The sequence below is a fragment of the Mucilaginibacter sp. GW821-FHT07G05 genome (genome assembly GCF_059418565.1).
The window spans coordinates 599,067-613,250 of sequence record NZ_JBWKQC010000002.1; the positions used below are offsets into that span (position 1 = coordinate 599,067).

The window sequence follows — 14,184 nt, forward strand, 5'->3', positions numbered from 1 at the left end:
GTAAAATCCAAAATTATGAAAAAAACGGAACTATTAAAAAAAGTTCTATTTGCTGTCCTATGCCCCAATAAATTCGTCTTAATGTTGAAGTGGACCCTATTCTTAACCTTTGCAATTTGCATTAAGGTGTCAGCAAACAGTTACTCTCAAAAACTGAAAATCAGTGTAGATTTAAAGAACGCGTCGCTTAAAGAGGTGTTTTCTGTATTGGAGAAAAAGGGGAGTATCCGCATTTTATACAGTGAACAGGATATTCCTAAAAAGCAGATCACGCTAAAAGCCGATAGCATAGCGGTAATTGAGGTGCTTGAAAAAGCGATAGCAAATTCAAACCTTAAAATTAACGTTCAGGAAAACGGCCTTATAACCGTTGCTCCTTTACTTGTTGCCGCTCCCATAGTGGTAAAAGGGGTAATATCCGACTCGCAGGGCCCGCTGCCCGGGGTGAGTATCACCGTAAAAGGAACCAAGGAGGCAACAGTGAGTGATATTAACGGTAAGTTTTCTATCACTGTAGAAAGCAATGCCGTGCTGGTGTTCACCAGTGTAGGGTATGATACGCAGGAAATACCGGTAGATGGAAAAACCGCGCTAACCGTAACCCTGCTGTCATCCAACAAAAACCTGAACGAAGTAGTGGTGATTGGTTATGGTACAGCCAGAAAGGTATCGTTAACCGGTGCTGTAGATCGTGTATCGGGCTCGCAGGCTGTTGATGGCCGCCCTGTTACAGGTGCTATACAGGCGCTTCAGGGCGAATCACCTAACTTAACCATTCAGCAAAAAGGCTGGAATCCCGGCGGCGGCTCGTTCAATATCAATATACGTGGTACGGGTACTACCGGTAACAACGATCCGCTGATTGTAATAGACGGTATCATAGGCGGTGATATCAATACCCTCAACCCAAGCGATATTGATAATATATCTGTACTGAAAGATGCCGGTTCGGCAGCCATATATGGTTCACGTTCGGCCAATGGCGTTATATTGGTTACCACTAAAAAAGGTAAGCTGGGCACTAAACCTACCGTTACTTATAATGGTATTTATGGTACGCAGGTACCTCATTTTACCTTTCACCCGGTAAGCGCTTATGATAATGCACTTGATAAGAACTTATCACTGGCTAACTCTGGCAAGCCGGCTCAGTATTCAGATGATCAGCTTGCCGCGATAAAAGCCAAAGGCGACGGTGACTGGCGACTGGAAACCATTATGCACAACGCGCCGCAAAATAACCAGAATGTGAGTATCAGCGGTGGTTCGCCAACCAGTACCTACTTAATGTCGTTCGGTTATTTTGATCAGCGCAGTTATTTTGAAAAAAGCGAGCTGAACGGCACCTATGGTTTGCGCCGCTTTAACTTCCGCCTGAATCAAACGGCAACACTGGGTAAATTCAGTACCGGGTGGAACCTTACCTACGCCAAAATACAATTTAACGAACCGTTTAATGATGTAGTTGGCGATGTGATACGTGCGCCTTTAACTGATAGCTTTCAGGATGCGCAGGGGCGTTATGTTACAGGTTTCGTAACATCAAACCCGCTTGCGTTGCTGCGCCAGGGTGGGTACAGGTATACTAATAATGATGAAATAAACGGAGCCTTTAACGTGGGTTATTCCATAACGCCTGATTTAAAGATCCGCGCGGTATTTGGTGGTACGGTAAAGGCCGGTTCGCAATTGCAGCGCCAGGTAGATCTGAAGTATTTCCCTACCGGCGAATCAAACTCAAGCAGGCAAACAGCCAATTACAATGCTAAATCCCTTGCTACCAATACCAACCTCATAGCCGAGTATACTAAAACCATAGGTAACCATTATATCAACGTTTTGGCTGGTGTGGCTAATGAGTCTTTTACATCTGAAGGTAATGGTGTGCGCAAATCACTGACCGATTCACTTTTAGGCGTGCCTACAAGCGGTACCATCATCGATCCGGGTAACCCGAACGATGGTTCGTACAACTCGTTAAGCAATACCAACGAAAGCAGCCTTAACTCGTATTTTGGCCGTGTTTCCTACTCGTTCTCCAATAAATATTTTATCGACGGAACGTTCAGGGCCGATGCTTCATCAAACTTCCCGAAAAATAAACGCTGGGGATATTTTCCATCAATTGGAGGTTCGTGGCGCTTAACCGAGGAAAACTTTATGCGCCATTTTAAAGATAAGGTTGGCGATATCCGTATACGTGCAAACTATGGTATACTGGGCAGCCAAAACGTTAACCCATACCAGTTTGTATCTTCATATAATACCAATGCCAACGTTTATACCTTTAACAATGTAGCAACAGCCGGTTCCACTCAAAATTTGGCCAACCGAGATCTTACATGGGAGAAAGCCGCGACCTTTGATATTGGTGCTGATGGTATTTTCTTTAACGGAAAGCTAACTGTTGGGCTCGATTACTTTAACAAGGTAACACGCGATATATTGGCATCAAGGCAGGATGTGCCTACCATTTTTGGTTCGGGCTTCCCGTCTTACAATGTTTCAAAGGTGCAAAACCGCGGTTGGGAGGCTAAAATTACCTATTCAACCCGTGGCGCTTATTCGCAAAACATTACGTTTAGTATTGCCGATGCGAAAAGCAAGTTGCTGGCTTTCAGTTTTGGCCAAACCGAAAACGTGTTTCAACGTGAAGAGTTTGAGTTTGTGCGCAGGGTAGGCTACCCGATCACTGTTTACCAGGGTTACAAAACCAATGGCTTATACCAAACACAGGCCGAGGTTGACAGCTACCCGAGGTTTGCAAATTACACAACAGGCCTTGGCCCCGGCGACTGGAAATTTGTTGACAAGAACGGTGACGGTAAAATTGACGCGCAGGATAAATTTGTGCTTGGCGACCCGTTCCCCCGATACAACTTTGGCTTTAATTACAACGCGAACTATAAAGGATTTGACATTACCATATTTATACAAGGTGTGCTTAAGCGTGATGCCTTTATACGTGGCGAGCTGATTGAACCATATCACTTCAGCAATTACGGCGGAACGATATATGACAGTTCAAGCGATTTCTGGACACCGCAGAACACCGATGCCAAATATCCGCGCCTGGCCGAAAACGGAACGGTTTCAAACAATAATAACTACCGTACCGGTTCAGATATGTACCTGTTTAATGCCGCTTATGGCAGGCTTAAAAATTTGCAGATAGGCTATAGCTTCCCTAAAAAGTGGCTGTCAAAAGCAGGTTTACAACGGGCACGCGTATATTTCACAGCGCAAAACATAATTACTGTTTCACCATTAAAGTTTACCGATCCGGAAGGGACCGAATTTGGCAACAACCTGGATAATACCGTGGGTGCCAATAGCCCAAGGGGATATCCTGTGCCGGTTTTTTACGGTATGGGCTTAGACTTAACTTTTTAACAATTAATTATCAATCATTATGCGTTTAAGATATTTAAATAAAACAACCATCATCATATTAGTTACAGCCGCGTTGTTTGGCTGTAAAAAATTAGACGTGAGCAGGAAAGATGTGTACACCGATGATAACTTTTGGCAGGTAAATGCCAATGCTTTTAATGCCCTGTCTACCTGCTACAGTCAGCAGATCAGCGGTGGCTTTGGAGGCTCAAGCAGCGCCTCGCAGGCGTATTTTTATAATGAAGCGCTTTCAGATAACGCGTTTTGCCCGCTGGATGTGAACGTAGGTACGCCTACACAAATATCAAGCGGCAGCGATGCCAACTTTAACCCCGGCATTAACCGCGTTAAGTATGAGTGGGCAAGCTATTATACCAATATCAGGTCGTGTAACTTGTTTTTAGAGAATGTAGACAAGAACACTACCCTTGGTGCCGCGCTGATAACCCGCATGAAAGCCGAGGCCCGTTACCTGCGTGCCCACGCATATTTCAGGCTGACCAACTTTTTTGGAGACGTACCTTTGATTACCAAAGTGCAAACACCCGAAGAAGCAAAAGTAACGCCCAAAACACCAAAGGCTGAGGTAGTAACCTTTATACTTACTGAACTGGACGCAGCCGCTGCCGATCTGCCAAAAAAGGAAGATTTTGCTGCCGCGGATAAAGGCCGTATCACCAAAGGGGCTGCCAAGGCTATGAAGGCAAGGGTATTATTATACAATGCCCGCTGGGCCGAGTGCTCGGCAGTTTGCGAGGATTTAATGAACAACCAATCGGTGAACGGTAATTATTCGTTACAAGCCTCTTTTCCTGATATATTTTCGGCAACTAATAAATATAATTCGGAGATCATATCAGATCTTGGTTACCAGCCGAAAGATCGCAGGTGGACAGACTGGGCCGATTTTGGACCATTTTATACCGGGCCAAACGCTACCGCTGCTACAAATAATAACCTGGTGCCAACGCAAGACCTGGTAGAGAGCTTTCTTACTTTAGACGGCAAGAACATATTTGAAGCCGGTTCGGGGTATGATGTTGATAATGCCCCGTATGCCAACAGAGATCCGCGTTTGGGTTATACCGTTGTGTATGATAAATATGTTTGGGTAAACAACCTGGGCAACTCACAGATCATTTATATTAAACCGGGCACAGCGCCCGATGCTTCTAATAAAAAGAATGAAGCAGGCCCTACAGCTACCACTTCGGGTTATTACTGGCGCAAATATTTTGACCCTACAGCCGATAACGGCACCTTCAACTACGGCGAAAACATCATTATACAAAGATGGGCCGAAGTATTATTGATGGAGGCTGAAGCGAAAGCCATGCAGGGCCAAATGGATGCGACCGTTTGGAATAATACCATTAAAAAATTGCGTGAGCGCGCAGGGTTTACCAAAAGTGTTGCCTTAAATTATCCGGGTAATACCACCATGACTATGATTGACCAGGTGAGAAACGAAAGAAGGAGCGAGCTGGCATTCGAATCATTACGTTACGACGATATTAAACGTTGGAAAATTGCCGAAACCGTGCTTAACCACCCGCCGGGTAACGAGGTACGCGGCGCTAAGTTCGCTGCCGGTAATACCGCGTTTTTGAAACTTGTAGTGCGCACTTTTAATCCTGCCAAGCATTACTTGTGGCCTATACCAACAGAGAGTTTACAAACCGACCCAAATCTTACCCAAAACCCCGGCTGGTAATAAAGCGTAACCGTTGAAGGTTACTTATTATCCGCTTGAAGATAAAGTGAGCTAAACAGCTCACTTTATCTTACTTTATCAAATCATCTTCTGAAATTACCTACTATGAAAAAAGGCGCAATATTTACTGTTTTGTTTTTATTGGCATTAACTGTGCATGCACAAAAGCCGTTGGTTGATTATGTAAATCCGCTATTGGGCACGGCCACGTTATGGGATGCTAAGGATGCAGGGTTTACACCTACACGCCGGGTTTGGGGAGCCGAAGTTTTTCCGGGTTCGTCAGTACCGAACGCTATGGTGCAATTGAGCCCGATAACTAAATTTCACAGCGGCTCGGGCTATCAGTATGAAGATACCGTTATCTATGGGTTTATCCATACCAGCAAAGGGCACTGGAACTTATGTAATGTGCCCTTAATGCCTGCCAATGGCGCGTTCACTGCCGATGATTATAAATCGGCCTATAGCCACAAAAATGAATCGGCCCACCCCGGTTATTACCAGGTTTATCTTGAACGTTATCATATTAATGCCGAGTTAACCTCAACACTGCGTTGTGCCTTTCATAAGTATACATTTAAACAGAACAAGGGTAAAAAGCTTATCGCCGATTTGGCAATGGCCAACGAGCGTGTAAGGGCATGGGATATTAAACAGGAAGGGGCAAATGTGTTTACAGGTTTTCAGCAAGGTGGCGAGAAGATCTATTTTTATGCTGTTGCCAATCATCAGATAAAAAATATCGACTCGCTTAAGCAGGAGACGAAAGTTGTACCGGTGCTTAGTTTTGTTGATGCCGACAAGCCGCTCGAACTTCAAATTGGCTTCTCCTACGTAAGTGTAAAAAATGCGAAGGCTAATCTCGAAAAAGAGATGTTGGGTAAAAACTTTGCCCAGGTGCGTAAAGAAGCGACCGCGACATGGACTGATCTGCTCAGTAAGATCACTATAAGCGGCGGTACCGAAAGACAAAAAGGTATATTTTACTCGTGCCTGTACCGCTCGTTTTTATGGCCCGCCTTACGTAGCGATGCCAACTGCGATTTTACCGACATGAGCGGCAAGGTGGTTAACAAAGGTTTTAATTATTATACCGAGCCATCTTTATGGGATGATTACCGTAATAAATTAGTCCTTTTAGGTTTGCTTTCACCAAAAGTGACCAATGACGTAATAAAATCGCTGATTGATAAGGGCGAGAAAAAAGGTTTTATGCCCACCTTTTTCCATGGTGATCACGCGTCGGCTTTTATTGCCGGGTCGTATTTAAGGGGCTTGAAAGACTATGACGTAAAAAGCGCCTATAATTTATTGTTAAGAAACGCCACTGTAGAAGGAGGAACCAGGCCCTTTATCACCGAATTTAATACCAAAGGCTACATCGCCGAGCTTGATGTGCCCAACCCGGTTACCAACACCGTAACTAAGGCCGCGGTGACCAAAACTTTAGAATATGCTTATGATGATTACGCGGTAGCCCTTTTGGCCAAAGCGCTGAACGATACGGCCAATTATACAATGCTGATGAGCAAAACCGGCAATTATAAAAACGTGTTCGACCCATTAACAGGTTTTATGCGTGGCCGTTTGGCAAATGGTGATTGGGTAAAGAACTTTAAACCCGATTATCCTTATTTTGAATACATGTACCGGGAAGCGAACGCCTGGCAATCATCGTTCTTCGCTCCGCATGACCCCAATGGTTTGATAAGCCTTTACCCCAATAAAGTTGCCTTTGAACAAAAGCTCGATTCATTGTTCTCGGTACCATGGAAAGGTTACGAAGCCGAAAATATATCAGGCTTTATTGGCCAGTACTGCCACGGTAACCAGCCCGACCATAGCTTTCCGTTCATGTATTATTTTGTGAATAAACAGCAGAAATCGCAGGTGGTGCTGGATAGCATTATGAACCATTTTTACGATATGGGTAAAGAAAAGCTGGCCTATGCCGGTATGGATGACGCGGGTGAAATGTCGTCGTGGTATGTTTTTAATGCCATGGGTTTTTATCCTTTCTCACCCGCCGACCCAAAATACATTGTTTCGGTACCCCTTTTTAACCGGATAGATATTAAGCTGCCGTCAACCAATACCACCTTTTCTATAATTAAAAAAGGAACAGGGAACAACATCAGCAGCGTTACGAGCAGCGGTAAAAGTATAAAGGACTACTTTGTTGCCGATGAAGATCTGAAAAAAGGGAAACAGTTAATAATAGAAACTAATTAGTGGTTTTTGATATCGAATATTAATGGTAAATGTGGGTTTTACTGGCTGGCAACCGGGATGCCGGTCTGCAAAAAATTGTCAAGGTGCCAATTTTCTGATAAATGATAAAGGAACATGAAGTGAAATTCAGAACGCTCACCTGTTCCTTTTTCACTTAACTGAACCTTCTTGTTTCCTGATTAGAAATTTACGGACGATTAGTTGTTACTATTACTAAGGGAAAGTTACCTCTCCGCCGGATTTTGCCCATTCGTCAAGACCACCGAGTAGCGGCCTGATACGTTTAAACCCTATCTTTCGCAGTTTCTCAGCATATCTTGCAGCGGTAATCTCATTTGGACAGGAGCAGTAAATGACCACCTCGTTATGGTGGGCATAACGGTCGGCTATGTCATTCAGGTTGCTTTCATCAACAATAACCGAACCCGGAATAAATCCGTTTTTGGTACGCTGATCTACAGGGCGCGCGTCAAGTATCACCGTGCCGGATGTTCGTTCTATCAGCTCGATCAGGTCACTTACGGTTACGCGATCGGTTTCAAATTGCCTGATGAGACGGTAACGCTGGAACCATTTTGAGAGTAGGTATAAACCGAATAATACAACCAGAAACAGGCCACCAATGTTGCCATAATGAGACAGTGCCGTTATTACGCTGCCAATCTCATGGCGGAAAAATGTGCCAAGGGAAACCGCAGCCCCAAGGTAAATGAGTGCTGCAATGGAAGAGAATAATCCAAATAAAGTAAGCGACATTGCGTAAACACCTGCAACTACAGGAGCCAAAGTAGACAGGCCGGGAATGAATTTTACAACCGTAAGGGCAGGGGCGCCATAACGGTCAAAAATATCACCGGTACTTCGAACACATGAATCCGGTGATATGGAAATTCTGCATAGTTTTCCGAGGATGCTGGTTCCGTATCTCTTACCCGCGGCATAAAGCACAAAGTCTCCTATTAAAGTTCCCAATGATCCCGTCAGTATCAATACGGCGATATTCACAGCGGTAGGCGGTGTAACAGCGGCTGTAACTATCAGCACTGCAAATGCAGGAAGCGGCAGGCCAACGCTCTGCAACAGCGTGATCAGGAAAACCACCCATAACCCATGTGCCTGTACTAATTCAACTAACGTGTTCATATTTCATCAGCTAATATAAAGCTAATCATTTTAACACCGGTGTCGGTTTTTGCAGCCAAAGTTTATTTTGACCTGACATTTGTGCTGTTGGCAACATAGTGCCCAATAATTGCATCTTCTGCCATACGTTACCCGATGCGGCAAGCCAGACCAAGAAATTCAGCAATTGTATATCTGCCGAATTTTTGCGGATTTGGAACTCACCTTAAACAAAAATAAGCTGTCCTTTTAACGACAGCTTATTTTTTTGCATGCTATTTCAAATATAAATTAGCGTTATTACGATAGCCGGGTATGGAATTGCTGTACCAATCAGAATAACTTAAACCACCTGTACCGGCCCAGTCCAGAAAATGCGTATAGGCATCGCTTATTTTAACGCCTTCAACCGGGTAGGTAAACTGGCTTGAAAAATTTATTGCCCAGGGCCAGTTTTCTTTTGATACATAGTATTTACCGGCAGTTGGTACTGAGGAATCATCAGCTGCGCCAAACAGTTTTAGATTAGCCTTATCCGTTGGTGGAAAGCCTGGTAAATGCACTTCATGATCGCGCCTTCCGTTACTGAACAGGAAAGGGTTAATTTTGTCAGGAGCTACCAAAGCATAGTCGGGTGCTATGTAAAAATAAGTAGATATTCTCCTGCTATCATTATTGGGTGTTTTGTATTTGTCAGTTTTTGTATTGATAAAATAGGATTTATCCGGGTTGGTAATGATGTCATCCGTATTATCAAACGGAATAACTACCGCTTTACTTTGGCCCGATTCAACCCCGGTGCCTGTTACTTGATAATATTTGCTATTATTTTTAAATCCGGCAACTTCTCCAACATTTTCTGCCGGAACGTTAAATTGTATGCCAAACCCATTTTTAAACGAGGCACCTACAGCAACAATTGAATAAATACAATCTATCATACTTGCACGGTTTTTTGAGCTCATTGTGTAATGATACCTGTAATTTAAAACCAGGTCGTTCATATCATAATCACCTTTTTCGGGCCAGTTATCCTCAAATGCCAGTGTACACCAGGTGTTTGCTGAAGGATAGTCCATTGTATAAGCCCATTCAGGATTATAAGGATATTCGTCTATTGAATCAGGAACGCCGTCGCCATCATAATCATTACCTCTGTCAATTTCAGGCATACCGGTAGTAGCTATGCCGGCTGCCGGGTTTGATCTGGCATAGAAAACCAGGTCATTAAAATCATTATCACCGGTTTGCCTGCTTACATCCTCAAAGCCAACCATGGTAAGATTATGTATACCATCATATAAAACAACGCTGTGCCTTTTCTTATTGTCATCAGTTTCCGGATTTAAACTCGTTTCCGAGTAATATTTTGTAACCTCGGTATTTATCCCGCTACCCGTCCACGAGTTACTTAACAAAATAAATCCGATGGATGTACCGGCATCAAAAGTTCCTATTTTAACTCTGTCGCCCGGCTTTAACCCACCGCCGCCGCCAAGTGAGGATGCATTGGGGAATATTAAGGTGGCGTTTTTAATATCCAGCTCGCTTTTTGGTGCCTTGCCGGTTTCGTAAGTATAAAAGGCAAGGCTGTTATAATTAGCCGCCCCGTCAGATACAAAGGTGATCCATATATCTGATTTCGTAGTGATCCGTAGCGTAGAAGGCGCGCTGTTTGATAGATATTTCGGGTGATTTTCTGGCACAGTTTTTCCTTCAGGCACCGATGCGTTTACAAAAGTTAGTAATGATGGGTCAATTTCATCTGGCGTAGGTTCAAGATATTTTGGAACACCATAATATAAGGGGTTTGAAGTAGTATTTAACACCGCGTCAGCAGTTGATGAATACGGAGATGGGTAAGTGAATATAGTACCGGTTGATGCCATATTTAAAACCGAGCGACCACTTGTCGTGCCATTTGCAACAGCGTCAGGTACAATATCGCCACCAAACACGGTAGGGCCGCCCAAAAGGGCTGTTACGCTATTGCTGTTAATATTGGCATGGGCATAACGCAATAAACCCACGTATGCCGGATCAATTATTATTTTATTAACTGAACTGGCAACGCTTATCCTGGCTGAGAGTTTACCTTCAACATCTGTTACTCCTTTAAATATAGCCGCGTTTGCCGCTGTATTTGAAGGGTTGTAAACGCTCACTATAATACCTTTTAATGGGGCGCCGTTTGTAGCTTTGAGTGTTAAATTAAAACTTACCTCACGCGAAGTAGCAAAATTAAATCCTTCAGGCGCGATTTTGTTAGATGATATTTCGGGAGTGCTATTGCCGGGATCAGTTATGTTTTTCTTACAGGCAACCAATACAGTAAGGCCGACCAGGAATAGGCCACAAGTAATTTTTTTCATCAGATGTGATAGCGATTTATGTTCGCCCCATCACAACAAAACCAATGCCCTTTTTTAAAAAGGCTTTTTCAGGCTTTGTATAGGCAATTAAAAAGATAGGGTATTTTATGAAAGTGGAATAATATCTCACAAACGGGAATTTATTCCACAAAAAAGCATCTCGTTGCTGAATCGGATCACAAAGCTTGATTCCTGGTTTATCTGTAATATTGAGAGGGTATGTAAGTGAATTTGTTACCATATAACATAAATGCCCGGACATTCTTTGCCGGGCATTTATGTTAATAAAGTAAGTACAATACTATTTAAGTGTGTATGCTATATCTCCTTTTCGTTCGTATACCTATTTCCGAACCTGTCAGTAGCTACCACCTTTACTTTTTTTACCGATGGCCCGAAATGGGCTACAAATAAATGATCTGTTTCATTTGGTTCAACAAAGTGACGTGGTTCGGGTAGGGTATCTCCCTTGTACAGGGTTACCGCTAATGGATCGAAACCTGTTTCCCTTGATAAAGTGCCCATCGCTTTGCCATCTAAAAAGTATTCTACCTTCCATGCCGGGTCGTAATTCCATACGTTGGCGATGAGACGTGTCTGGTCGGTTAGTTTTTCTGTATTGATACTGATCTGATTCTCTTTTGGCAAACCGGTTGATTTATAATACCATTTCAAATCGGTTCCATTTACCTCGTATACGGCATACCCGCGCGGCGTACCGTCAATGCAGATAGGCCCTGTCCACCAGGCACCGCAAACCGTACCGTGGTTATGCTCAAAAATGCCATTGGTAATGTTATTTGCATGGTAATGTGTATGGCCCGACATGATGTGCACATTCTTGAAGCCTGCTAATACCGCGTAAAAATCCTTGTTGTTTTTAACCTGGTTATATACCGGGATATGCAGGTTAATAATGAGTAACTGGTCTTTGGTTACATATTCAAGATCCTTTTTCAGCCAGGCCAGCTGATCTTCGGTGATATAACCATCGTACTCGCGCTCGGTGCCCAGGTAGCGCACGTCATCAAGTACCACGTAGTGTGCCTTTCCCCTGTTAAATGAGTAATAGGTAGGGCCATATACTTTTTTAAAGGTAACGTCCGAAGTTTCATCGCCGCCCATGCGGTAGTCCATATCATGATTGCCTATAGCTTGGAAGAAGGGGATCCCCATTTTAGCTACGGCAGCATTATAATCTGGGAAAAGATTGTGCGCGTCCCATACGATATCGCCTACGCAAATACCGTGTACAATGGCATCTTTCCCTAATGATCTGATGGTTTCAATAGTATCAGGTACAGATGTTTCCATCATCTGCTTTACATCTTTCTTATTCTTCACCTGCGGATCAGCCCAGATAATAAAATGGTGCTTAGCATCATTCCCTTTCAATGCCTGTAACTTAAAACCGAATTGAGCGTTGCTGCCCAGGTCCTGGTAATGGCGGGCAATATTATAGTCGGTTTTAAACTCGTAACCGGCAGGCGTGCTCATAAATATGCTTTTCGCGTTAGCATTAGGTGTTATGCGATAATCGCCGTTGGCATCGGTAACTACTACCGAAAACCCATCGGATATAACAACACCTTTTATGCCCTTTTTGCCATCGGTAACCCTGCCTTTTACGCCCTCTTCTGCAAATGCGAAGGCCTTGCTGTTAAGCGCTATAAAAGCGCCGCCTGTAAGCAAACCGGCGTTTTGTAAAAATGATCTTCTATTCATCCTCTCGTTTGTTTTTCAATATCCTGTTCTTCTCCTTACGGAAATAACAGAATAGTAATCAGTATAAAAATAGTATGGCCGGCAGTTTTAACCGGCCATAGTTTATTAGTTATTCAATCTGGTAAAGCTTAAGCCTGTTTCAATGCTACTCAATAGCGACTTATCTGTTAACGGCACACTGGTAACCGTACGGCCGGCCACCCATCTGCCGGTAGCGGCATCGTACACACCGCCCAGCTGCACAAAATTACCATCGGCAGGTAAAGGCAGTTTAGAGGTATTGGTACCGCCGCCATAAAAGCCCTGCGTTAAGCGTGTAACCGGGTTAATGGTGCTATAGTAATCGGTATTATTGATGCGGTAGCCTATCTCCGGCGGACCTGGCGAATAAACAATACCGTTACCGCCATACATAATTACATCTAAAGGCACGGTTGACGCGTTAACGGTTGTACCTGCAAATACGGCTATACCGGCAACGTTACCGCTGTTGGCCAATAAGTTTGTGGTTAAATTACCAAAATCGGCACCGGGCTCATTGCTGTACATTTTGCTCACTATCCAATTGGCGTTGCTGATGTCGGTTGAGCCTGCGCCATAAATGTTTTTGTTAGCGCCAACGTAAAAGAATTGGCCTTTGGTAACCTTGCCTGCTGTAATATTGAACTTGTAGGTACGTGCCAGTCCTTCGGCCCAGCCGTTTGCCGGTGCCGGGTTGGTACCCGCGTTATTACAAGTTACAATTGAAAAGTTAGTTGCCGCGAAATCAACATCGGCTGTAGCCATCAACTGTATGTACTCGTAATTGGCATCAGAACCGGCCGGATTGGTAAGATACCCCGTAATAATTACCGGCGATGGCTTAATCAGCGGCAGTGGGAAAGCGTCGTCAAGCACACGTGGCCATATCTGCACTTTGCTTGCACCGCCTGTATTTGAAATAAAGGGAATACCTGTAAAGTTGGCGCTTGCAGGCAGCTCTGCCGATGCAAAGACAGCCGTCGCTTCGGTATGTAAAGTAAGGTCGCCAAAGCCATCGTTAATAAGTTTATCACCCGCATAAGTTTCGCCAGCGGTTGGTTCCGGAACAGTGATGGCTTTACTGATGGTAACCAGTGTGCTCTCGTAATTATCAGGGAATGCCAGCAATGTATTGGCAGGTACGGCCTGCACCCTTATGGTTTTACCTGTATCAACCTTTGTAACCGCGGCCGCGGTTATGCCGGTTAGGCGCATGCTTCCGTTCACGCGGGTTAAAGTAGCACCGTCAACCTGTATAATAACCGAATCGCCGGGATTGTATGCCGACGCGCTTTCGCCCAGGGCAATAGCAATACCACGGATGGCGTTACGGCGGTTGTTTTGCACCACCAGTAAGCCCGCAGGCACGTTACCTCCTGCCGGGTTAGCTATAACAACGCCCACTATCTCTTTTGCGCCGCCCATATTGCCGGGGGTTAAAACCACATCGCCGCCTTTGTAAATATCTTTAAGGTCGACAATGGCTATAATGGGGCTCAGCGTGCCCGACGCGTATTCATCTTTTTTACAAGCCGAAAAAAAGATGACTGTAACTAACAGCAGATATAAATATTTTATTTTCATTTTAATGAATATCTAAAT

General features: G+C 44.1%; 7 protein-coding genes. 3 read left to right on the forward strand and 4 right to left on the reverse strand.

Annotated features, from left to right (window positions below; translation table 11 throughout):
- The first annotated feature begins 126 nt into the window (after positions 1 to 126).
- The 3 genes from AC07NA_RS06960 (at position 127) to AC07NA_RS06970 (ending at position 7,342) form a co-directional block, all read left to right on the forward strand.
- Entirely contained in the window at positions 127 to 3,393 is a 3,267-nt protein-coding gene (locus AC07NA_RS06960; RefSeq protein ID WP_494896810.1) for a SusC/RagA family TonB-linked outer membrane protein, read from the forward strand.
- A gap of 19 nt (positions 3,394 to 3,412) precedes the next feature.
- Entirely contained in the window at positions 3,413 to 5,107 is a 1,695-nt protein-coding gene (locus AC07NA_RS06965) for a RagB/SusD family nutrient uptake outer membrane protein (RefSeq protein ID WP_494896812.1), read from the forward strand.
- 105 nt (positions 5,108 to 5,212) lie between these two features.
- Positions 5,213 to 7,342 (forward strand): GH92 family glycosyl hydrolase, encoded by a 2,130-nt coding sequence (locus tag AC07NA_RS06970; RefSeq protein ID WP_494896814.1) that lies wholly within the window; start codon positions 5,213 to 5,215, stop codon positions 7,340 to 7,342.
- Positions 7,343 to 7,555: 213 nt separating this feature from the next.
- On the opposite strand, the gene AC07NA_RS06975 is transcribed toward AC07NA_RS06970, so the two are convergent.
- The 4 genes from AC07NA_RS06975 to AC07NA_RS06990 all read right to left on the reverse strand — a co-directional run bounded on the left by AC07NA_RS06975 (position 7,556) and on the right by AC07NA_RS06990 (position 14,166).
- Complete coding sequence (locus AC07NA_RS06975) at positions 7,556 to 8,485, reverse strand: rhodanese-like domain-containing protein (protein WP_494896816.1); 930 nt, start codon at positions 8,483 to 8,485, stop codon at positions 7,556 to 7,558.
- Between the two features lie 254 nt (positions 8,486 to 8,739).
- Positions 8,740 to 10,836 carry an LruC domain-containing protein gene (locus tag AC07NA_RS06980; RefSeq protein ID WP_494896818.1) on the reverse strand — a complete coding sequence of 699 codons (2,097 nt, stop codon included), beginning with the start codon at positions 10,834 to 10,836 and terminating at the stop codon, positions 8,740 to 8,742.
- 318 nt (positions 10,837 to 11,154) lie between these two features.
- Positions 11,155 to 12,561 carry a calcineurin-like phosphoesterase C-terminal domain-containing protein gene (locus tag AC07NA_RS06985; protein ID WP_494896820.1) on the reverse strand — a complete coding sequence of 469 codons (1,407 nt, stop codon included), beginning with the start codon at positions 12,559 to 12,561 and terminating at the stop codon, positions 11,155 to 11,157.
- Positions 12,562 to 12,666: 105 nt separating this feature from the next.
- On the reverse strand, positions 12,667 to 14,166 hold the full coding sequence (locus AC07NA_RS06990) for a DUF5689 domain-containing protein (protein WP_494896822.1): 1,500 nt from the start codon (positions 14,164 to 14,166) through the stop codon (positions 12,667 to 12,669).
- Between the last annotated feature and the right edge of the window lie 18 nt (positions 14,167 to 14,184).